The sequence below is a fragment of the Methylobacterium sp. D54C genome (assembly GCF_053345595.1).
On sequence record NZ_JBKFAK010000006.1, the window covers coordinates 247,815 to 269,377 of the forward strand.

A 21,563-nucleotide genomic window follows, 5' to 3' on the forward strand; every position below is an offset into this window, starting at 1 on the left:
CTGAGGTCAGGAGCCCGGCCTCCTCCGCGAGGTCGGTGCACGGGGTCGGCGCCTCGGGTCAGGTCGCTTCGCGCGCCGTCAGGGTGCGGTCGACCAGCTCGAGGATCCGTTCCCGCTCCAGCGCGGTCCCGAACAGGATCCGGTAGAGGATCGGCGAGACGACCCCGTCCAGCACCGCCTCGGGGTCCGGGAAGGCCTCGCCGCGGGCCACGGCCCGATCCGCGATGATCGCGATCTGATCGCGGGTGAAGCTGCAGCATCGCTGGGCACAGTTCGCGTCCGCCGCCGCCAGGACGTCCCGGATCATCTCCCGCCCCGGTGCGGACGACATCTCGTCCGCGTACTGCTCCGCCCACGCCTCGAGATCGGTCCGGCCGCTCCCGGTATCGGCCGGCTCGCCGTCGGGACGGAGCCGCTCGACCGCGACATCGGCCAAGAGCTCGGCGAGCGTGCCCCACCGGCGGTAGATCGTCGACGGCGTCACGCCGGCCGCGGCGGCCACCAGGGGCACCGTGATCTCCGAACGGTCCGTCGTGGTCAGGAGCGCGCGCACGGCCGCCTGAACCGAGGTCTGCACCCGCGCGCTGCGGCCGCCCGGACGCGGCCCTTGCCTCGTCGTCATCCTGCACTCTGCCATCTGGGGCGCCACAAACGCAAAGATATTGCGTTTGTGGCGCGGAGGGCCTACGCATCAAACGCAACGGATTAGCCTTTAGGTTCGCCAATGACCAGGGACCGCAAGCTGAAAGTTGTGGCTGTCGCAGGCAGCGGCACGCTGTTCTTCCACGCGGCGGTGCTCGGCACCTTCCTCGCCGCGTCCGCCGCTCCGACGCCGCTGTACCGGTTCTACCAGGAGACCTACGCGCTCTCCCCCGTGCTCACGACCGCGGTGTTCGCCGTCTACGCGCTGGCGCTCCTCAAGGCGCTCCTCGTCGCCGGGTCGATCTCGGACCATCTGGGCCGACGACCGGTGATCTTCGGCGCGCTGCTCCTCGAGCTGGTGGCGATGGCCCTGTTCACGACGGCCAGCGGGGCTTGGGGACTCATCGCGGCGCGCTTCGTCCAGGGCGTGGCGACCGGCATCGCGGCGAGTTCGCTGGGCGCCGCGCTCGTCGACGTCGACCGGGCGCGGGCCCAACTCGTGAACGCGATCATGCCGCTGATCGGGATGGCGGCGGGCGCGCTCGGAACCAGCGCCCTCGTGCAGTACGGCCCGCACCCTCTCCACCTCGTCTACGCGATCCTGGGCGCGGTGTTCGCCGCGCAGGCCGCTCTCCTCTGGCTCACGCCCGAGACCGGCGAGCGCCGCGCGGGCGCCCTGCGGGCCCTGAGGCCGCGCGTCGTGGTTCCGCCACAGGCCAGGCGGCCGCTCGCCGCGATCACGCCGACCAACATCGCGACCTGGATGCTCGGTGGCTTCTACCTCTCCATCGTTCCCTCGCTGGTCGTCGCCGCGACGGGCAGCCGGACCCCGTTGACGAGCGGCGTCATGGTCGCGGCCCTGATGGTCGCCGGCGCCCTCGCGGTCCTCCAGCGGCGCGGCCGGGACGCCGCGGCCAACCTGACGATCGGGACGCTCGCCATGACCGCCGGTCTCGTCATCGTGCTCGCCGGCATGCACGGCGGGAGCGTGCCGGTCCTGATCGGCGGGACCCTGGTCGGCGGGGCCGGCTTCGGGACGAGCTTCCTCGGCGCCCTCGGCACGATCGTCCCGCTGGCGAAGCCGAGCGAGCGGGCGGAGCTCCTCGCGAGCTACTACGTCGAGAGCTACCTGGCGTTCAGCCTCCCGGTGATCTGTGCCGGGTATCTCGTGCGCCGGATCGGCTACGTGACGACCGCCGACCTCTACGCGGCCGCGATCCTCGCCATGAGCGCGGCCGGGTTCCTGGCGCGGCGGGCGCTGACGTCGCGACGCGTCTCGCCCGGCTGACGTACCCTGCCTGCGGCGCTCCGGTCGGGTCCGCGTCCCGGACGGGCACCGAAGCCGGCCGCCGGGGGCCCTCGCGCGATCGCGCCGCCAACAGCCGTCGTGCCGGCCGGGGCGATCCCGGCGCGACCGTCCCGGCCCGGCCGCGTTGACCCGGATCAACGTTGCGCGAACGGGACGGCCGTTATCGGCACGCTCCCGGGACGCGGAGCCGAGCGGAGGCATCATGCGAGACTTCACCGTCGCCTGGGACGCGAACCGGCTGGCCTGGGTGCGGGAGCGCGTGCGGGCCTACCGCATGCCGCGCCTGCCGACGGGGGCCGGCTGGCGCTACGGCTGCGATCCGGACGTCCTGGCCGACCTGTGCGCCCACTGGCTCGACGGCTTCGACGAGGCCGCGGCCGCGGCCGAGCTCAACCGCTTCCCGCAGATCCTGGCCCGCGTCGAGGATCTCGACCTGCACGCCGTCCACGTCGTCGGCGAGGCGGAAGGCCGGCGCCCGCTGCTGCTGATCCATGGCTGGCCGGGTTCGATCTACGAGTTCTGGTCGGTGATCGAGCCCCTGGCCTTCCCGTCGCGCCACGGCGGGCGGCCGGAGGACGCGTTCGATCTCGTGATCCCGGCGCTGCCCGGCTTCGGCTTCTCGGGCAAACCCGCCGTGCCGATCGGCGCGCGCAGCACGGCGCGGCTGTTCGACCGCCTGATGCGCGAGACTCTGGGCTACCCGCGCTACCGGGTGCAGGGCGGCGACTGGGGCGCCGGGGTCGCGGCCTGGCTCGGCCTCGACCACGCCGCGTCGCTGGAGGCGATCCACCTGAACTACCTGCTGGTGCAGCCCGATGCCGAGCCGGAGAGCGCCGCGGAGCGGGTTTGGCAGAAGCAGGCCGGAGCCACCCAGCAGGCGCTCGGGGCCTACGCGCAGCTGCAGGGCACCAGGCCGCTCTCGCTCGGCTACGCCATGGCGGACGAGCCGGTGGCGCAGCTGGCGTGGCTGGTCGAGCGCTTCCACGACTGGGCCGACCTGCGGGAGCGGCCCTTCGCGCAGGTCTTCACGAACGATCAGCTCCTGACCAACGCCCTGCTCTACATCCTCACTGATTCCTTCGCGACGGCGACGTGGTTCTACGCCGGCGCGCAGCAGGAGGGTGTGCGCCGGATGCCGCCGGGGCGGCGCGTCACGGTGCCGACGGCCTTCGCGGCCTACCCGGATCCGCGCACGCCCGCGCCGCCGCGAGAGTGGCTGGAGCGCGGCTACGCGGTCTCGCGCTGGCAGACGATGCCCCGCGGCGGCCATTTCGCCGCCATGGAGGCGCCGGACCTGTTCGTCCGGGACCTGCGGGACTGGGGCCGCGGCTGACGGCGTCGTCCCGCCGCATCGCGGGCTCAGCCGGACCCGGCGGCACGAACCGGATCCTCTAGATCAGCGCGTAGCCCGCCCCGTCCCGCTCGATCCGCCCGCGGGCGGCGAGGTGCATCCCGGTCACGCTCAGGCCCTCCGCCGCCGCGCGGTCGAGGATGCGCCGGCGGGTCGCGATCGCCTCCGCCGGATCCGTGTCCCAGATGACGGTCCAGTCCGGGTGCGGCATCTGCAGGAGCCGCGAGTGGATGACGTCGCCCCAGATCAGCAACCGGTCCGCGCCGTCCGCGATCAGCACGCCCATGTGACCCGGCGTATGGCCGGGGAGCGGCATCGCGCGGATGCCGGGGGCGAGCTCGGCCTCGCCCGAGAGGCGGCGGATCCGATCGGGGTAGGCGGCGAGCACGGCCTGCGCCGTCTCGAACATCGGTCGCAGGGCGTCGGGCGCGGCGGCCCGCGCTCCCGCATCCGACCAGTAGGCGACCTCGCGCTCCTGCACCACGAGCTCGGCGTTCGCGAACCGCGCCAGGCGGCCCGGCGTCAGGAGACCGCCCACGTGGTCGGCGTGGAGATGGCTCAGCCAGATGGTCTCGACCTGGTCGGGCCGCACGCCCTCCGCCGCCAGCGCGGCGGTCACCCGGTTGAAGTCCGGTCCGAAGACCGTTCCGCACCCCGCGTCGAGCAGCCAGTGGCGCGCGCCGCACCGGATCAGAAAGGCGTTGACCGGCTCCGGCGACGGACCGTCCCCGGGAAGACCGGCCCCCGTCAACAGAGCCCGTCCGGCCAGGCTCTCGGCCGCGGGCATCATGCGCGGCTCCAGCGGGAACAGCCCGTCGCGCAGGGGCGTCACGGTGAAGGCGCCGACCCGGTAGGGCGGGGTTCCGGTCGCGGCCGCGCCGGGGCGGTGCAGGCCGAGCGGCAGCAGGGCGGCGGCGGCGAGCAGGCTGCGGCGGGACAGGTGAGAGGCCATGGCGGGCTCCGCGGGAGACGGGACGCCGCCATCCTGCGGGGCGCGTGGGGCGCGGGCCAGGGATATCCTCCCGCGCACGGCCGGGTATTCTTCCCGCGCTGCCTCGGCGCGGCTTGCGCGCCGGGCCCTTCCCGGTGCCAGATCGGCACGTCGCTTCGAGTCCGGCCGTTTCGCCCCCATGAGCCTGCCCGCGCATCTCGGCCTACGCCTCCTCGTGGTCGCCCTCCTGTGCCTGGCCGGAGCGGTCGCCTGGACCGGCTTCGCGGCCCAGGCGAGCCTGCAGCGGGAGGCCGCGACCTCGGCGGAGCGGATCGCCGCGCAGCTCGCGCGTCAGCCGGGCCTCGGCAGCGCCGGTCCGGTCGCGATGCCCGCCGCGCCGCCGCAACCCGCACCGGCCCTCCTCACCATCCTCCCGGGGATCTGCGCCGACATCCAGCTCGGCGTCGAGTTGCCGCGGCGCGTCTGCGGCGACTGGGATGGCCTCGACGCCGCCCCCGCGTGGTTCCGGGAGGCGGTCGCGGGGGACGCCGCGGCCGCGCCGACGATCCGCGCGATCGTCTTCCGCGAGCGCACGATCGGCAGCGTCACCGCTTGGCCCGATCCGATCGCCGCGGCGGCCCGCGTCTGGCAGCGGGTGCGTCTCGCGGGCGGGCTCGCGCTCGCTCTGACGGCGGCGACACTGCTCCTCAACTGGCTCGCGGTCACGCGCCTCGTCGCGCCCGCCGGGCAGATCGTGCGCGGGCTGGCGAGGCTCGACGCGGCCCGGACCCGGTCGCCGCTGCCGCGCTTCGCCGCCGCCGAGTTCGACCGGATCGCACGCGCCTGCGATGACCTCGCCGACCGGCTCGCCCGCGCGGAGGCCGCGCGCGCGGAGCTGATGCAGCGGCTCGTCACGGTGCAGGAAGAGGAGCGGCAGGCGCTCGCGCGGGACCTGCACGACGCCTTCGGCCAGTGCCTCGCCGCCGCGGGCGCCCGGGCGGCCGCGATCGAACTCGCCGCGCCCGACGACCGCGAGGATCTGCGCGCGGACGCGCGCGGCATCGAGGTCGTCCTCGCCACCATGCGGGAGAGCCTGCGCGGGGCGCTGGCGCGCCTCGAACTGCCCGACCTCGCCGAGACCGGGCTGGAGGACGCGCTGCGGGACCTCGTGGCGGATTGGCGGGCGCAACTCAGGTCCGGCCCGGCCCTCCATCTCGACGTGGCCGGCGACCTCGCCGACATGCCCGTGACCGTGTCGGCGAGCCTCTACCGCATCGCGCAGGAGCTGCTGACGAACGCCCTCCGCCACGGGCGTCCGAGCCGGATCTTCCTGCGGGTCGTCCGGACGGAGACCGGAACGCGGACGGTGACGCTCACGCTGGACGACGACGGCAAGGGCGATGTCTCGCGCACGGCCTCCGGCACGGGCCGCGGCCTCGTCGGCATCCGCGCGCGGCTCGCCGCCCTCGGCGGCAGCTTCACGCTGACGGGTACCGGCAGCGGGATCCGCGCCTGCGCGACCGTCCCGACCGCGGTCTGAGACGTCTCATGCCCACGTCCATCCTCCTCGTCGACGACCATCCGGTGGTGCGCGAGGGCTATCGCCGCCTGATCGAGCGACAGCCGGGACTCGTCGTGACGGCGGAGGCGGCGAGCGCGGCGGAGGCCTACCGCCAGTACAAGGCGCACGGGCCGGATCTCGTGATCCTCGACCTGTCGCTCCCGGGGCCGAGCGGCATCGAGGCCATCCGGCACATCCGCCAGTGGGACGGGGCGGCCCGCATCCTGGTCTTCAGCATGCGCACCGGAGCCGTCGTCGCGCGCCGAGCCTTCGCCGCGGGGGCGTGCGGCTACGTCACCAAGGCGAGCCCGCCGCGGGCGTTGCTGGCGGCGGTGGCGGCCGTGCTGCGCGGCGAGCGGGCGATGAGCGCTGACATCGCCCACGCGATCGCCCAGGACGAGGTGGCGGGCGGGCGCTCGGCCGTCGACGCGCTGAGCCCGCGGGAAGTCGAGATCCTGAGCCTGACCGCGGGGGGTATGACGGCGCAGGCCGTGGCCGAGGCCCTCTGCTTGAGCCTGAAGACGGTGCACAACAACCTGTCCGGGATCCGCGCCAAGCTCGGTGCCCGAACCGATGCACACCTCGTCTGGATCGCCGTGGGCGCCGGGCTCGTGTGCCCGCCCGAAGAGCTGGCCGGCAGGGCGTGACGGGGACAGCGCGCATCTGTCTGAGTGACGGATGATCCTTCCCGACATCCATCGCTGAACTGCGCGCCGCGTTTAATCCGCGCCGATGCGTGCGTGAGGGCACTCCGCGATTGCATGTCACCATCTACTTTGCCATCGCGGCACGAAATGATGCGTGAAGTCACGGTTGATGATTTTGCCGAGACTGCGGATTAAACGACGATTACATGGAGAGGGCGTCGCTGCTCTTGGTCGGCGAGGTGCGCAGGTCGCGGGCCGGCGGGGAGCACCCCCGCACCGATGGCAGCGTGGTCGATCGTGGATCTCCCGTCGGTCGTCGGCTCTCGCCCCGCGGACGAGGCGCGCATCACCGCGCAGGCAGATCGGATCGGAGATTGAATCGGGAGGCTCGCCATGACTGTCGGACAAGCGATGACCCGTGGAGCGATCATCGGCCTGATCGCACCGTTCATCTGCATCCATGCGGCGCTGGCAGCCGCGTTCACGGGGACGGGCGGCGGCCCTGAGACCACGATCAACGCGCCGTACCGCTCGTCGGTGGGGCAGACGGTGCCGCCCGGCGCGGGGGCCGCGCCGCTGCACGATCCGCGCGAACGGACGCGACGGCAGAAGGACCTCGACGCGGTCCTCGGCAGCGTCTGCGACAAGTGCTGACGTCGTCGCGACAGGTCCGCCTCGAACATCGACCGACACGAACGGGAACGAGCATTTGCGTCCTCCGCACGACATCCGAATTCTCAGCCAGGTGCGCTGCCACCTCGGTGAAGGACCGAGCTACGATCCGCGCACCGGGACGGCGTGGTGGGTCGATATCTTGGAAGCGCGCCTGTTCGAGAAGCCGATCGCGAGCGCCCAAAAGGCGCTCGTCCACGTCCTGCCCGTCCAGGTCAGCGACATCGCGGCGATCGACGGCGCCCACCAGTTGCTCTCGGCGGAGGACGGTCTCTACGTCCGGTCGATCCGGGACGGGGATATCCGGATGCTCTGCCCCCTCGAGGAGGATCTGCACGACAACCGGTCCAACGACGGCCGCGTCCATCCGAGCGGCGCGCTGTGGATCGGCACGATGGACCGCGACGCCACCAAGGGGCGCGGCTCGATCTATCACGTGGCCGGCACGAAGGTGCACCGCCTCTTCGGCGGCCTGACGATCCCCAACGGCATCAGCTTCTCGCCGGACGGCGCCACCGGCTACTTCGTCGATACCGACGTCGGCGTGCTTCACCGCGTCCCGCTCGATCCGAGGACCGGGCTGCCGCGGGGACCGGTCGAGATCCATTTCGACCACCGCGGCGGCGAGGGCGCGATCGACGGCGCCGCCGTGGATGCCGAGGGCCTGATCTGGACGGCGCGCTTCGGCGCCGGCTGCCTCGACGCCTACAGCCCCGCGGGCGAGCGGGTCCGCACCGTGTCGGTGCCGATGCGGCAGCCGACCTGTCCGACCTTCGCGGGACGCGATCTCGACCGCCTGCTGGTCACGTCCGCCTACGAGGGCATGGACGTGGCGGACCGCGCCGAGGATCCGGAGCATGGCCGGACGATCCTGATCGACGTGGGCGCGCGGGGGCTGCTGGAACCGGCCTTCCGGCTCTGCGCCTGACCGGGCCGGACCGCGGTCCTCGCCCGCCCTCGCCCGACATCAGCCGGCGCGTCGAAGCGCAACACCCAGGAGACTTCATGACCGACGCGGGCGAGCGCCCCTATCAGCCGATCGAAGCCTACGCCCTCCTGAGCAACTGCGAGGGGTGCGCGCTCGTCGCCCGCGACGGATCGATCGACTGGGCCTGCCTGGAGCGCTTCGACGCCGACCCGGCCTTCTCCCGGCTGCTCGACCGCCGGCGCGGCGGCCATTTCTCCATCCGCCCCGAGGGGCGGTACGAGACGGCGCGGCAGTACCTGAGCCGCAGCAACATCTTGGAGACCACCTTCACCACCCCGGACGGCTTCGTGACCCTGCACGACTTCATGGTCGGGCCGGAGGGCGGTACGCACCGGCCGCTCCTGGTCCGGCTCGTCAGCGGCGTGTCGGGCCGTGTCCCGATGGTGGTCGCCTACCGGCCGCTGGCGGGCTTCGCCGAGTCCTTCGCGCCGCCGGAGATCGCGGGCGGCCGGGTGACGGCACCGGGATGCCCGGGCCTCGTCGCGGATGTCGAACTCGTGCGGGACGGCGCCGGGGCCGCCGCGCGGTTCGTCCTCGAGGGCGGGCAGGCGCGGAGCTTCAGCCTCTACGGCGATGCCCTGCCGGACGCCCCGCCGGACGCGCGCGCCCTGATGGAGCGGACGCGCAAGGCTTGGGTGCTGTGGACGCAGGACGCCGCCTACACGGGACCGCTCGCCGATGAGCTGATCCGGTCGGCGCTCGTGCTCAAGGCGCTGACATACGCGCCCACCGGCGCGATGGTCGCGGCGGCCACGACCTCCCTCCCCGAGGAGATCGGGGGGATCCGCAACTGGGATTACCGGTTCTGCTGGATCCGCGACGCGTGCCTGTCCTTCTACGTCCTGAAGAAGTTCGGCATGCTGCGCGAAGCCGAGGCCTTCTTCGGGTTCGTGTCCGACCTCTGCGCGCGGGCGGAGGGGCGGCTGCGGCCGCTCTACAGCGTCTCGGGCGAGGCCGACCTCGCCGAGACCACGATCGCGCATTTCGAGGGCTGGCGGGGCAGCGCGCCGGTGCGGGCCGGCAACGAGGCCGCCGAGCAGCATCAGGCCGACGCGTACGGGCAGGTGCTCGACCTGCTCTACCTCTACACACGCCTGGGCGGCACGCTCCCGGAGGCGATGCTCGGGCACGGCGCCCGGCTGGCCGACATCTCCGCCGCGCACTGGCACCGGCCCGACGCGGGTCTCTGGGAGCCGCGCAAGCCCGAGCAGCGCTACCTCCACGCGGCGATCATGAACTGGGTCGCCCTGGACCGGGCGATCCGCCTGTTCGGCCCGCGCGAGACGTGGTGCCGGGAGCGCGACCGCATCGTCGCCTGCGTGAACGGCCCGGGGATCCACCGGGACGGCTACTACCCGCAATATCTCGGCGGTGACGACGTCGACGCCGCCCTGCTGATGGCGCCCCTGGTCGGCTTCCCGGTCGACGAGGCCGCCTTCGCCCGGACCGTGGACGTCGTCATCGAGCGCCTCGGGCACGGCCACCTCGTCTACCGCTACCGGAACGACGACGGCCTGCCCGGCCACGAGGGCACCTTCCTGCTCTGCGCCTTCTGGCTGGTCGACGCGCTGCTCTGGCTCGGCCGGGACGCGGAGGCGCGGCTGCGCTTCAACGCCCTGCGCGCCCTCCAGAACGACGTCGGCCTCTACGCCGAGGAGGTCGCGCCGGACGGCGCCTTCCTGGGGAACTTCCCCCAGGCCTTCAGCCATCTCGGCTTCATCCACAGCGCCCTGATGCTCGACCTGTTCGACCACGGCGGTCGCGCGGCGGTGCAGGGCACCTACGCCGACCGGTCCCTGCGCGAGACGGCGCTGCGCCGGACACCGACCCTGGGCGGCCCCGACTGATCGCCGCCCGCCATCCGCCCGTCCGCTGTCGCCACCCCTCATTCAGCACAGGAGTGCCCATGTCCCGATCGAGCCGTCACGAAGCCCGTCTCCTGAGCGTGGACGAGGCCGATCTCGTCGCGCGCTCGCATCACCCCTGGCTCGGTGAGGCCGATGACGGCGGCTTGGCGGAGCTGGTCGCGCGTCTTCGGGCAAGCCGCGACCGTGCGCGGGATATCTCCCGCCGGCAGCGCCGCGAGCTGCGCGGCAAGGCCGCCCCGTCCGGCGCGCGCGCCGCGACCGACAATACCGGGACCCGCCGGAAGGCCGCGGTGCTGGCAGCCGCGGTGAAGCGCGCCAGCAAGGAGAGCGAGCGCAGGCGGACCGCCCGGGCGCGCGGTCGCCTGGTCACGAGCTCCCGCAGGGCGCTGGCGATGAAGCAGGCCGCCGGCGATCACGGTCTCGCGCGACCGACCTCGCGCACCGCGCACGATGGCATGCAGGCCGTTCCGAACGACGGCCTCGCGCCGTCGGGCGCCCTCGACAGCGCGGGACACGAGATCGCGCGGCGGCGCGGCGGCGGTCCGCGGTAGCGCCAGACCCGGACGGCCGCCGCGGGCGCTCCGGGCTCGGCCCTTGCACACCGGCGTCGGCCTCCGCGGCCACTCACCGGTAGCGGACGGGCCGGATCCGCGGCGCGCCTCTCATCCGGCCGCGGCCGGTCACGGGCGCGGGCCCCCGCCTCGCGGTGCGCTCCGGCGCGGATCCCGCGAGATCCCTGTCGCGGCTCTCACGCGAACCTCGCGGACGCACCCGTCATGGAGCGACAGGAGACGTCGGTCCTGGCAGGGTGGGATCCGATCGTGGCCCCGGGCCGTAGCGGAGCGCGCCCGGACCAGGCGCGCATGAGGATGTTGTCGATGCGGGGCGCCGCGCTGATTTTCGGGACACTTCTCGTCATCGCAACATTCGTGTGGTTCATGTACTTCGTCCCCCTGGGATGTGCGATGAACACGACGGGGTGCCGGGAGACCTTCTCGGTCTGGAGCGGCGGCGGCCTGGTCCATTTCTGGGCGCCGCTCCTTGTCGCGGGCGTGGCGATCCTTTTCGGATTGTCCGGCTCCAGGTAGATCGGCGGTATTCGCGCATTGCGAGGCAGGGCCGCCGACGCTCCGGTCGTCGACGGGATCTGGTCAGCGGCGACGAGAGGGTCGTCGATGAACGTCTAGACGGCCGTGCAGCCGTTCCGGTGATCCTGCCCCTCGGTCACGGGTCAGCTTGCCGGCGGGACCGGGCCGTGCGAGGTGTCGCCCGCGACGATGCCTGACGTGAGTTGATCCGCCGATCGCATGAGCCTCGCCGTCGACCCGACCCGCGCCCGGACCCTGATGACCGCCGATCTGCACCGCGGCTATCGCGGCCGGGAGGGCGACCGACGGTCCGCGCGGGATGCCGGTCGATACCAGTCTCGGCGTCGGACAATCCCCGCGACCCGGCGAAAACGCGACTGGGCCGCCCATTGCAACCTCGTGCCGGCGCCTGCCGGAGGAACCGCGTCCCGCGAGGCGGGACCGTTCGCCAAGACAGGGGATGTCCGGGAATGATCATCTGGTCCGGCTGGGGAATGCTGACGGCGCTGATCGCGGCGGCGGGCCTGATCGGCAGCGTGCTGCTCGATCCGGCGCTCGCCCGCCTGGGCGTCCCGACGCCCACGGGCGTCATCCTGGTGTGGGTGGTGGCGGCCGGCTTCAACTGGTGGCTCGGCACCCGGCTGAACGGCCGGCCGGGCCGCGAACTGCTCGACCCGCGCACGGGGCAGACGGTGATCCTGCGCCCGCGCCACACCCTGTTCTGGATCCCGATGCAGTACTACTCCGTGCTCATGGTTCTGCTCGGTCTGCTCGCCGTGATCGGCGCGATGCACGCCGGCTCGCCGGGCCGGCCTGTCTGATGGGCGAGCGCCGCGCCGCGGGTGCGCGGCCGCGACCTCTCCGAGGCCTCTCAGGCGCTCGACGCCGCGGCGCAGGGATGAAGCCCGTGGTGATTTTAGGGGCAGTCCGGAGCGTCCGGTATCGCGTCGAAGGGCTGCGGTCCCGGCTGTGCTCGGGGGCGGACGACGACGCGGACCGTGACCCGGCAGTCACCCGCCCGGACGCGGTAGCGCTCCCCGTCGACGCGCTCGACTGCATCGATCGGACGCGATCCCAGCACCCGCGCGGCCGCCTCCGCGACGGCCTGGACTTCACGCACGCGTTGCCAGGACGGCGGCAGGGCGGCCTGGGAAGTCGTCGGAAGCAGCGCGAGCCCCGTCGCGCTTAGCCAGCGCCGCGCGGCCATCATGCCCGGGCCTCCCGGGTCCTGGCGGGAGCCGACACCGGCGCCGGGACAGCGGCCCGGATCGGCCGGACCGCGAAGAGCCGAAGGCGTCGGCGCGTGGGCGTCTCTCCGTTCATGCGGCGGGGACGAACCTCAGCGGACCGCGAAGACGGAGGCCGGCGCCCCGTAGCGCCGGTCCCAGCCTTCCCACGCGACGTCGGTCGGTCCCACGGCGAAGTCGACGACCCGCCAGCCGTTTCCGTCCTGGCGCAGCAGCGCGGCGTAGTCATTCGAGTCGAGATCGTCCGCGGCGCGAGGGAGGGGTCGGCCGTCGGGCCGCTGCATCCGCGCGAAGAGGAAGGCCCAGGGGCCGACTTGGTTCAGGGCGTGCACGACGAACTGCACCGGCTGTCCCCGCCCGGTCTCCGCGGGGCCCCGGGCGACATCGAGCAGGGCGCGCCGCGCCGCGCCCTGCGGGGTCTCCGTCCCGGCCTGTGCGGGCTGTCGCGTGCCGTCGCCGCAGGGCTGCCAGGTTCTCTGGGCGCCGGTGTCGGCCGGGCGTCCGTAGCACCAGCCCGCGGCGGCGAGCCGGCGATCGAGGCCGTCGCGCCGTTCGCAGGCCGCCTGCGTGCGCGGATCGTCGCCGGAGCCGCCGCGGCAGAGGCCGTTGGCCGTGGTCCAGTCCCGGAGAAGCGCCGGCACCGGTTCGGCGCGCGTCGCCGTCGGCGCCGCGATCATCAGGGCGCAGAGCGCGCCGACGCGCCGTGTTCGCCGGGTCCGGTCTCTCCGGCTTTCGCAGGGCGCGCGGCCATCACCGGGGAGGCCGCCATCGGCCCGCGCGACGGCGTGGCGGGCCGGAGCAGCGGATCCGCGCGTCTCCGCACCGGCGTCACCCGACCGCGCGCCAGTACCCGGACCGCCGATGGACCTTGCGTGTCCCCCTGTCATGCCCTGAAATCCCTGCCTGCGCCGGTCTCACGTCAGCCTTGAGCAGACCAGACCGAGTTCCGCGCGCGTCCCGCGCGGGACGATCGGCACGATCGTCGCGCTCATGTTGGGCACGCGGCGAGACCTGTCGAGGGGATCGGCGCCGCCGCGGGTCGGAGCGGGTGCGCCTCCGCGGCGCTGCACAGCCGGGTGGCGATCCCACCGTCGGCACTGCCGAGACGGGAGCGTCCCGCCGCGAACAGCCGCGCTCGTCGCCGGCAACCCGTTGCACCGGGCGCTGTTGGGTCCCCGGGAGTGGTTTCCGTATGGCGCGTCGCATCCTGATCACCGGCGCTAGCATCGCCGGCAACACGGTGGCTTGGTGGCTCGGCCGCAGCGGCTTCGACGTGACCGTCGTCGAGCGCGCGCCCGCCTTCCGGGACGGTGGGCAGAACGTCGATGTGCGCGGTGTCGGTCGCACGGTGCTGCGCCGGATGGGTCTGGAACGGGCCGCCCTCGACAGCGGCACCGGCGAGGAGGGCACGGCCTGGATCGACGGCCGGGGACGGGTCGCCGCGCGGTTCGACGTCGCCGGGGCCGAGGGTGATGGGCCGACCGCCGAGATGGAGATCCTGCGCGGCGACTTGGCGCGCCTTCTCTACGAGCCGGCCCGGGAGCGGGCCCGCTACCTCTTCGGCGACCGTGTGGCCCGCCTCGCGGAGGACGGGGACGCGGTCGCCGTCACCTTCGCGGGCGGCGAGACGGAACGCTACGACGCGGTGATCGTGGCGGAGGGCGTCGGCTCATCGACCCGCGAGCTCGTCTTTCCCGGAGAGTACGCGCCGCGCTGGATGGATCTGACCATCGCGTACTTCACGATTCCCAGAATCCCCGGCGACGACCGGATGTGGCGCTGGTTCAACGCCACGGGCGGCCGCAGCATCTCGCTGCGGCCGGACCGGCACGGCACGACGCGCGCGATGCTGACGCTCCGTCAGCCGCCCGGCGGCGAGCAGGACTGGGATATCGCTCGCCAGAAGGCGTTCCTGCGGGCGCGGTTCGCCGGTGCCGGGTGGCAGGCCGGGCGCGTCGTGGCGGGCCTGGACGCGGCGGACGATTTCTACCTCGACGTCCTGCGCCAGGTGAGGATGAAACGCTGGTCGTCCGGACGCGTCGTGCTCACAGGCGACGCGGCTTGGTGCGCGACGCCCCTCGCGGGCATCGGCACGACGCTGGCCGTCACCGGCGCCTGCGTGCTGGCCGGTGAGCTGGCGCGCACCGACACGGTCGCGGCGGGCTTCGCGGCTTACGAGCGGGTCATGCGCCCGTATGTCGAGAGGGCGCAGGGTGTCCCGAAGCTCGCGCCGAAGCTCATGAACCCGCGCACGCGGATCGGCATCCGTCTCCTTCACGCGGCCCTGAACGTCGCGAGCAGGCCCGCCGTTCGCCGCGTCACCGCGAAGCTGTTCGATGGGCGCTCCGAGGAGCCCGATGTCTCCGCTTACGTCGGTCGATCGGCCTGAATCGGCTCCTCGGCACACACGCTCCGGGCGGTTCCACATCGAGCGCTCGGATCGCCACGGCTCGGTTCTCTGCGGGGTCTGACCTTCTCAGGAACGACGGCGTCCGTTGTCGGGGCCGCCTCTCCCGACAAGACCGGCTGTGCCGGCGGGGGAAAATCCTCCCTAGAATTGTGAGATCAATGTCTGTTGTTTCATGAATCGGATCCCTGTCGGGTCTCGACGCGCGCGAGCATGTCGAGGGCATCACCGATCGCGGCGAACTCCGCGGTGTTGTCGAAGATGCACCACGCGCGTCGGCCGAGGGCCTTGTGCGCTCCGAGGCGCTCGGCCATCCGGGACAGGACGCGCGGTTCGTACGCCGAGTAGTACATGCGCGGCGAGCCGTGGAGCCGATAGTAGACGAGGTCCGGCCAGCCACCGGGCATGCCGGCGTTCCGGACCGGCGCGAGGTCGGCCGCGACACGGGCGATCGCGAGGCCGACGAGCAGGCGGTCGACATCTTCTGTGAACCACGTGGCGTGGCGCGGCTCGCAGACGATGTCGCCCGGGAAGCGCCGCCGGAATCCCGATAGGAAGGTCGCCGCGGACGGGCCGTCGAAGGCCAGACTCGGTGGGAGCTGGAGCAGCAGCGGCCCGAGTTTTGTCCCGAGGCCCGTGACCTCCCCGAGGAAGCGCGCGAGGGGCTCATCCACGCCGATGAGGCGCCGCTCGTGCGTGATCGATCGCGGCACCTTCACGGCGAAGCGGAACCCGTCCGGCACCGCCGCAGCCCATCTCGCGTAGGTCGTCGCCCGATGGGGCCGATAGAAGGCGGTGTTGATCTCGACCGCGGAAAAGCGCTGTCCCTACCGCTCCAGATGGCTGCCCGCCTCTGGGAACTGCGGCGCGTAGGCCTTGGGCAGGCTCCAGCCCGCGATTCCGACGGCGATGGCGTCTGATGGATGCATGGAATACCGCTCGGGGCCGAAGCCATGCCGGCCCGACTGGCGATCGGTAGACCGGGATCTGCGCGCATGCGAGCGCTCGACGAGGTGTTCGACCGTCTCCCGCAATCCGCGTTCCGGCGACGCTTCCGGCTGGCGATCGCCGATCGGGTCTACCTGCGAGAGAAGGGGCTCCCGACGGTCTTGGACCACCCGCGGGACTTCGTGCGGCGACGCCTCGCGTCCGCCGAGCCGAAGAACGACGGCAAGCAGACGCCCTTTCGCGGTCATCCCGTCTTCACGGCGCAGCACGCGACGGCAACCTGCTGCCGCGGTTGCCTGGCCAAGTGGCACGCGATCCCCGCCGGCCGGGCACTGACCGCCGTCGAGCAGGCCCACGTGGTCGCCGCGATCGCGCGCTGGCTGCGCTCCGAGGACCCCGAGGCCGCCTGAGGCGCGCGCCAGGCCGGGCGGCCGGCGCCACCGAGACGGGGCAAAGTCGGCGTCGCGGACGAACGCCGCGATCCGGTCACTCCCGCCGCGGCGCTTCAGGCCCGGCGGCGTGCCGCTGCCGGTCGCGGTGTCCGTGCCACACGGCCCCGCCGCTTCTCCCGCTCCGCGGACCTCTTGCTCTTCGCCCCTCCGGCGTTCGCCTCGTCCCTCCCCTGCCCTGGCCGCGCGGCGTGCGCGTCGAGGAAGCGCCGGCACGCGTCGAAGTCCGTCTCCGCGTCCGGCGGGCACGGGATGCCGCGCTGCTGGGCGAGGCTGCGCGCGTAGCCGACCATCGCCGCGCTCGGGCTCCGCCGGCCGTCTGCGCGGCCGGCGTCGTCCTCCTGTCCGCCACGCGGCCCGGCATGGGTGTCGAGGAACGCGCGGCAGACGCTGATGCTGCTCCTGCAGCCACGCGGCAGCGTCACGCCCTTCCGCTCGGATAGGCTCACGGCGAACGCCACCATGGCCGGCGTCGGCGGCCGCTGGTCGCCCTGACCGGCCGGGATCAGGCTCGGATCGAGGCTGACGGTCGGCGCCTGCGCGATCGCTGCGATCAGGTCGTCGAGGCGGGCGCGGGTGCGCTGGCGGAAGGCGGTCGCGCGCGCGACCGCCTCGGCGCGCGTCACCGCCCGGCCGATCTCGGCGAGCTCCGCCTCGAACATGGCGCGCCCGACCGGATCTCCGTAGGCCGGGAACACGCTGCGCACCGCGCGGACGAAGGTCAGGCCGACTTCGGTGACCTCGATGGCCGGATCCTTGCCGGTAGACAGCGTGATGTAGCGGCTCTTCAGGAGCTTGGGCAGGATCGTGTCGCGCGTCGCGGCCGTGCCCAGACCCTTCGGCTCGTTCGGGTTGGCGGGGTTTTCCAGGGCGCGCTTGGCGGCCGGATCGTCCACTTGGTCGATCAGCCGGCCCATCACCACCGGCAATTCGCCTCGGGTGATCCGCCGCGGCGGCTCGGTCTTCGCGGTGGCGATCTCCGCCGTCGCGGCGGAGGCGCCCTCGCCGTCGGTCACGAGCGGCAGGCGGGTGGCGGTGGCTTCCGCCTCGCGCTTGGTCTTGCCGGGCACGGCATCCGTTTCGAGCTCGGCCTCGCTGCCGTAGAGCGCGCGCCAACCCGGGGCGCGCACGACGCTGCCGGAGACGGCGAACCGCCTCACGCCCAGCGGTGTCGCGACATCCGCCGTGACGCTCGTGCGCGCGTCGACCCCGTCGGGCAGGTGCGCGGCGAGATAGGCCTTCGCCACGAGTTCCCACAAGCGGAACTGATCGGTGCTGAGACGGCCGCGCTCGGGCGCCTTGCGCAGGGGCACGATGGCGTGGTGCTCGCCCGGATCCGCGACGTAGTGGCCCTTCAGGCCGCGACGGATCAGCGGCGCAGCGTCGCGCGGAACGACTGTGCTCAGGTCGGTCAGGACGGTCGTGACGGCCGCGATGATCGCGGCGGCATCGCCGGCCTGGCCCTCGGGCAGGTGCTCCGACTCCGTGCGCGGGTAGCTGAGGTACCCCTGATCGTAGAGGTCCTGAGCGATGCCGGCCGTGTGCTGCGGGTCCCAGCCGAACCGCTTGGCGCAGCGTCGCGCCAGGGTGTCCTTCGAGAACAGCCGGGGCGGCGCGCGCCGGACATCCCTGTGCGCGACCGCCAGAGGGCCCGACCACGTCGCCGCGGCGGACCGGATCGTCTCAGCGACCGCCGCATCGAGGATCCGCTCCTTCGGGGCGTGCCAGAGGGTGATCTCCGCGCCTGCATGGGTCCTAAGGTGCAGCGCGACCTTGAAGAAGTCCTGCGGCACGAAGGACCGGATCCGCTCCTCCAGGTCCGCCAGGATGGCGAGGGTCGGCGTCTGGACGCCGCCGAAGCGCCAGGGCTCCCGGAAGGCGGGCGGGCGCAGGCGCAGCGAGATCGCCCGCGTGCCGTTCAGGCCGAGATGATAGTCCTCGTACTGCCGGCAGAGCGCCTCGAGATAGGCGGCGTAGTCGCGCTCGCCCGAGGCGGGATCCTTGGCCAGGGCCGCGAAGGCGCGTCGGATCGAGACCTCGTCGAGCGCGCCGAGCTTGAGCCGGTCGACCCGGCCGTTCCAGCCGAGATGCTCGAGCACTTCCCACGCGATCATCGAGCCCTCGCGACCCGGATCCGTGGCGATGATCACGCGGTCCACGCCGCTCAGCGCTTGCCGGATCGCGGCGATCTTCGGTGCGTGCGACTGCCCGGACCGGTTCGTGCCGTAGCCGACCGGGATCGTGGGAAGGACGATCGGGAGGAGGTCGAAGCGCCAGGGCTTCCACTCGGGCCGGATGCTGCCCGGCTCCTCGGCCGACAGCAGATGTCCCTCGGCGGCCACGCAGACCGTGCTCGGCGAGCGGAAGAAGCGCTGCAACTGGCGCATCGCCGAGGGCTTCTCGAAGAAGAACAGCGTGCGACCGGAGCTCGGAGATGACATGTCGCTGACCGCTCGGGCTGTCGCCGCGCCTGACCCAGGGTTCACATTTTGTTCCAGGCGGGCTCGGGATGCAACTGGCGCCGCGAGACGGGAAGCCGTGGGGAAGCCGGCGGCGTGTCGCCCTCCCCAGGCACACCGGCCGGCGCCGCGATGCTGGAGCGGCGCTTGTACCTGTGCTCCGGGCTCGCCCGCGGCGGCGACCCGGAATGCCTCCGTGGCCGGATTCCCGCCTGTGGCTGGCGCGTCGCCGTCGACCCGCGCACCGTCCTCCGAAGGCTCCGGGCACGCGCTCGCGTTCTACGGGTTGGCCGCCCCCTGTGCCTGCCGAGACCGGCGCGCCTTCAGCAGGCACGGCACCGAGGCCCGGTCGCTGGCCTAGCCGGCCGCGTGCGCCGAGCCGGGCTTGTTGCCGTGAATGAGGTCCCGACCCGCGTAGATGCCGCCCACGACCTGCAGATCGAGACGCTCCGCATCGCGGCGCCGGACCTCCGCCAGGATCGCGCTGGCCGCTTCCGGCTCGGCTCCGGTCGTCAGGAGCGCCTGCTCGCCGAGGAGCAGAGCCGACTCGACCGTCTCGCGGATCTGGTAGGCCACGCCCGCCTGGATCAGCTCGACCGCGTGTTCGCGATCCCGGGCGCGCGCCAGCACGGGCACCAAGGGGAACTCCGCCTTGGCGATCTCCGCGACGCGTCTGGCCATCGCGGTGTCGTCGACGCAGATCAGGATCGCCCGCGCCGTCGCGGCGCCGGCCGCGTGCAGAATGTCGAGGCGGGTGCCGTCACCGTAATAGACCTTGAAACCGAACCCCTCGGCGAGACGGATGTTGCTCGGGTTCGTGTCGATGATCGAGACCGAGCAGCCCTGCGCGATGAGCGGCTGACTGGCGATCTGGCCGAAGCGGCCGAACCCGACGATCAGGGCGCTGCCCACGAGGTCCTCGGGCGCCTCGACGCCGTCGATGGACGGAACGGCCTTGGGACCGAGACGATCGAAGGCGACGACCACCAGCGGCGTGATCGCCATCGACAGGATGATGGTGGCTGTCAGGACGGCGTTGGTCGTGCCGTCGATGATACCCGCGCTCGCGGCGGCCGCGTACAGCACGAAGGCGAACTCGCCGCCCTGCGCCATCAGGGCCGAGCGTTCCAGCGACTCGGCGTGGGAGGCGCGCAGCACCCGGGCCACGCCGTAGATGAGCAGGCCCTTCACGGTCATGTAGGCGGCGACGCCCGCCAGGATCAGGCCGGCATTCGCGGCGATCACCGTCAGGTCGAGGGACATCCCGACCCCGAGGAAGAACAGGCCGAGCAGGATGCCGCGGAACGGCTCGATATCGGCCTCCAGCTGGTGGCGGAAGCTCGACTCCGAGAGCAGGACGCCGGCCAGGAAGGCGCCCATCGCCATCGAGAGGCCGCCGAGCTGCATCGCGAGGGCCGAGCCGAGCACGACGAGGAGGGCCGCGGCCGTCATGACTTCGCGCGCCTTGGCGGCGGCGAGGAGGCGGAACAGCGGGTTGAGCAGCCAGCGCCCCGCGGCAACGAGCGCGCAGACCGAGAGCAGGGCGATGGCGACCGTGACCGCGCGCTCCGTCGCGCTCGCGGCGCTCCCGCCCGGCGCCAGAAGCGCGACGGCGGCGAGGAGCGGCACGATGGCGAGATCCTCCAGCAGCAGGATCGCCACGATGCGCTGACCCTTCGGCGTCGAGAGCGCGCCGCGCTCCTCCAGGAGCTGCATGACGATCGCGGTGGAGGTCAGCACGAAGCCGGTCCCGGCCACGAAGGCGACGGTGATCGAGAAGCCGAGGGCGAGTCCGACCAGGGTGAGGGCGGCGATGCAGGCGCCCACCTGGGCCAGGCCGAGCCCGAAGATCGCGCGGCGCATGCCCCAGAGCCGGGACGGCTCCATCTCCAGCCCGATGATGAAGAGGAACATCACGACGCCGAGCTCCGCCACGTGGAGGATGGCGTGGGCGTCCGTGAATAGGCCGAGCCCGAAGGGCCCGATCGCCAGTCCTGCCAGGAGGTAGCCGAGGACCGATCCGAGGCCGAGCCGCTTGAACAGCGGGACGGCGATGACGCCGGCCGCCAGGAGGGAGACGACCTGAACGAGTTCGCTCGCGGCACCGGATGCTTCGACGGCCATGGCGGGGTCCTTCCGTGGGTGCACTGGCGCCCCGCGGCCCGTGCAGGGCCCCGACGTCGCGCCGATGGATCCATCTTGAGCGAAGCACGCGCAGTCAGAAATGGAAACTATCGAAACGGATCGTTTCCATGAGCACTCATCGTGCGGCCCGCTCTGACGCGCGATCCGGAGCGAGGCCCCTCGTCCGGATCGCGGAGGGGTGTGCTGGCAGGCTGGCGCGGCGACGGGTCTCTGCGCGCGGGGGCTCTGCCGGATCCGGGAGCGGTGTCCGCACACGCGGACGACCGCGCCCGCCAGCCTCCGGCGGTCGAAGAAGACGGGCGATTGACAGCCGATTTCTGGCGCCCTATACGGCGCCTCCCGACGCGGTGCCCGGCCAGGGCGGGCCGCTCGGACGGACTTCCACTGAAGACTGCAAGCAACGGTCGGTGAGCGCCGAGTAGTTTTTTGTTGATCTTCAAATGGCACTTGTGTAAACAGGCGCCGTTCTTTGACAAGTGAATACGGGAAAGAGAAGCGTGGACGGCGCTTGTCCTTGCGGGTCCGGCGAGAGCCGGATCAACGAGAGAAGCGAGCTGTCTAACGCTTCGGAAGCTCACATATCCGGGCAGTGATGCCGGGATGATTGTGAGCCTCTGTCAAGTAGTTGTGATCAGCTTAGATCAATCTCTTCAACGTGAGAGTTTGATCCTGGCTCAGAGCGAACGCTGGCGGCAGGCTTAACACATGCAAGTCGAGCGGGCCTTTCGGGGTCAGCGGCGGACGGGTGAGTAACGCGTGGGAACGTGCCTTCTGGTTCGGAATAACCCTGGGAAACTAGGGCTAATACCGGATACGCCCTTTTGGGGAAAGGTTTACTGCCGGAAGATCGG

Annotated in this window: 18 protein-coding genes, 1 rRNA gene and 1 pseudogene; 13 read left to right on the forward strand and 7 right to left on the reverse strand. The window is 72.4% G+C overall.

Annotation, left to right across the window (positions count from 1 at the left end; translation table 11 throughout):
• Window positions 1-58 precede the first annotated feature (58 nt).
• The gene (locus tag ACLBYB_RS15970; protein WP_132368769.1) at window positions 59-622 is read right to left on the reverse strand and encodes a TetR/AcrR family transcriptional regulator; all 564 of its coding nucleotides are present in this window, start codon (window positions 620-622) and stop codon (window positions 59-61) included.
• 102 nt (window positions 623-724) lie between these two features.
• Here ACLBYB_RS15970 and ACLBYB_RS15975 point away from each other — a divergent pair, with 102 nt between their 5' ends.
• Both ACLBYB_RS15975 and ACLBYB_RS15980 read left to right on the forward strand, forming a co-directional pair.
• The gene (locus ACLBYB_RS15975) at window positions 725-1,930 is read left to right on the forward strand and encodes an MFS transporter (protein WP_091981604.1); all 1,206 of its coding nucleotides are present in this window, start codon (window positions 725-727) and stop codon (window positions 1,928-1,930) included.
• A 223-nt stretch (window positions 1,931-2,153) separates the two neighbouring features.
• Window positions 2,154-3,284, forward strand: coding sequence for an epoxide hydrolase family protein (locus tag ACLBYB_RS15980; RefSeq protein ID WP_447699361.1), 1,131 nt, complete (start codon window positions 2,154-2,156; stop codon window positions 3,282-3,284).
• A 58-nt stretch (window positions 3,285-3,342) separates the two neighbouring features.
• On the opposite strand, the gene ACLBYB_RS15985 is transcribed toward ACLBYB_RS15980, so the two are convergent.
• Window positions 3,343-4,254: an MBL fold metallo-hydrolase gene (locus ACLBYB_RS15985; RefSeq protein WP_447699362.1), complete on the reverse strand. Its 912-nt coding sequence runs from the start codon at window positions 4,252-4,254 to the stop codon at window positions 3,343-3,345.
• Between the two features lie 178 nt (window positions 4,255-4,432).
• Between ACLBYB_RS15985 and ACLBYB_RS15990 the strand changes: the two genes are divergently transcribed.
• The 8 genes from ACLBYB_RS15990 (at window position 4,433) to ACLBYB_RS16025 (ending at window position 11,878) form a co-directional block, all read left to right on the forward strand.
• Window positions 4,433-5,773 (forward strand): sensor histidine kinase, encoded by a 1,341-nt coding sequence (locus ACLBYB_RS15990; RefSeq protein WP_447699363.1) that lies wholly within the window; start codon window positions 4,433-4,435, stop codon window positions 5,771-5,773.
• Window positions 5,774-5,781: 8 nt separating this feature from the next.
• Window positions 5,782-6,441 (forward strand): response regulator transcription factor, encoded by a 660-nt coding sequence (locus tag ACLBYB_RS15995; RefSeq protein WP_020094410.1) that lies wholly within the window; start codon window positions 5,782-5,784, stop codon window positions 6,439-6,441.
• Between the two features lie 411 nt (window positions 6,442-6,852).
• Window positions 6,853-7,095: a hypothetical protein gene (locus ACLBYB_RS16000; RefSeq protein ID WP_020094409.1), complete on the forward strand. Its 243-nt coding sequence runs from the start codon at window positions 6,853-6,855 to the stop codon at window positions 7,093-7,095.
• 55 nt (window positions 7,096-7,150) lie between these two features.
• Window positions 7,151-8,041, forward strand: a complete 891-nt coding sequence (locus ACLBYB_RS16005; protein ID WP_056531092.1) for an SMP-30/gluconolactonase/LRE family protein — start codon at window positions 7,151-7,153, stop codon at window positions 8,039-8,041.
• 77 nt (window positions 8,042-8,118) lie between these two features.
• Entirely contained in the window at window positions 8,119-9,948 is a 1,830-nt protein-coding gene (locus ACLBYB_RS16010; RefSeq protein WP_447699364.1) for a glycoside hydrolase family 15 protein, read from the forward strand.
• Between the two features lie 59 nt (window positions 9,949-10,007).
• Entirely contained in the window at window positions 10,008-10,520 is a 513-nt protein-coding gene (locus tag ACLBYB_RS16015) for a hypothetical protein (RefSeq protein WP_447699365.1), read from the forward strand.
• 414 nt (window positions 10,521-10,934) lie between these two features.
• Complete coding sequence (locus tag ACLBYB_RS16020; RefSeq protein WP_447699366.1) at window positions 10,935-11,057, forward strand: hypothetical protein; 123 nt, start codon at window positions 10,935-10,937, stop codon at window positions 11,055-11,057.
• A 470-nt stretch (window positions 11,058-11,527) separates the two neighbouring features.
• Entirely contained in the window at window positions 11,528-11,878 is a 351-nt protein-coding gene (locus ACLBYB_RS16025; protein WP_056531099.1) for a hypothetical protein, read from the forward strand.
• 95 nt (window positions 11,879-11,973) lie between these two features.
• Here ACLBYB_RS16025 and ACLBYB_RS16030 read toward each other — a convergent pair whose 3' ends face one another.
• Window positions 11,974-12,267, reverse strand: coding sequence for a hypothetical protein (locus ACLBYB_RS16030; RefSeq protein ID WP_447699367.1), 294 nt, complete (start codon window positions 12,265-12,267; stop codon window positions 11,974-11,976).
• Window positions 12,268-12,396: 129 nt separating this feature from the next.
• A complete protein-coding gene (locus tag ACLBYB_RS16035; RefSeq protein ID WP_447699368.1) occupies window positions 12,397-12,981 on the reverse strand; it encodes a hypothetical protein in 585 nt (194 codons plus the stop codon).
• 515 nt (window positions 12,982-13,496) lie between these two features.
• On the opposite strand from ACLBYB_RS16035, the gene ACLBYB_RS16040 reads away from it, so the two are divergent.
• Window positions 13,497-14,693: an FAD-dependent monooxygenase gene (locus ACLBYB_RS16040; protein WP_447699369.1), complete on the forward strand. Its 1,197-nt coding sequence runs from the start codon at window positions 13,497-13,499 to the stop codon at window positions 14,691-14,693.
• A gap of 191 nt (window positions 14,694-14,884) precedes the next feature.
• Here ACLBYB_RS16040 and ACLBYB_RS16045 read toward each other — a convergent pair.
• Window positions 14,885-15,640, reverse strand: a pseudogene (locus ACLBYB_RS16045) (DUF72 domain-containing protein).
• A 66-nt stretch (window positions 15,641-15,706) separates the two neighbouring features.
• Between ACLBYB_RS16045 and ACLBYB_RS16050 the strand changes: the two are divergent.
• The gene (locus ACLBYB_RS16050) at window positions 15,707-16,069 is read left to right on the forward strand and encodes a DUF4186 domain-containing protein (RefSeq protein WP_447699370.1); all 363 of its coding nucleotides are present in this window, start codon (window positions 15,707-15,709) and stop codon (window positions 16,067-16,069) included.
• Window positions 16,070-16,164: 95 nt separating this feature from the next.
• Here the strand turns inward: ACLBYB_RS16050 and ACLBYB_RS16055 are convergent, their stop codons facing one another.
• A complete protein-coding gene (locus ACLBYB_RS16055) occupies window positions 16,165-18,549 on the reverse strand; it encodes a type IA DNA topoisomerase (protein WP_447699371.1) in 2,385 nt (794 codons plus the stop codon).
• Between the two features lie 375 nt (window positions 18,550-18,924).
• The gene (locus ACLBYB_RS16060) at window positions 18,925-20,691 is read right to left on the reverse strand and encodes a monovalent cation:proton antiporter-2 (CPA2) family protein (protein ID WP_447699372.1); all 1,767 of its coding nucleotides are present in this window, start codon (window positions 20,689-20,691) and stop codon (window positions 18,925-18,927) included.
• 672 nt (window positions 20,692-21,363) lie between these two features.
• Between ACLBYB_RS16060 and ACLBYB_RS16065 the strand changes: the two genes are divergently transcribed.
• Window positions 21,364-21,563 (forward strand): 16S ribosomal RNA (locus ACLBYB_RS16065); the annotation flags it as partial.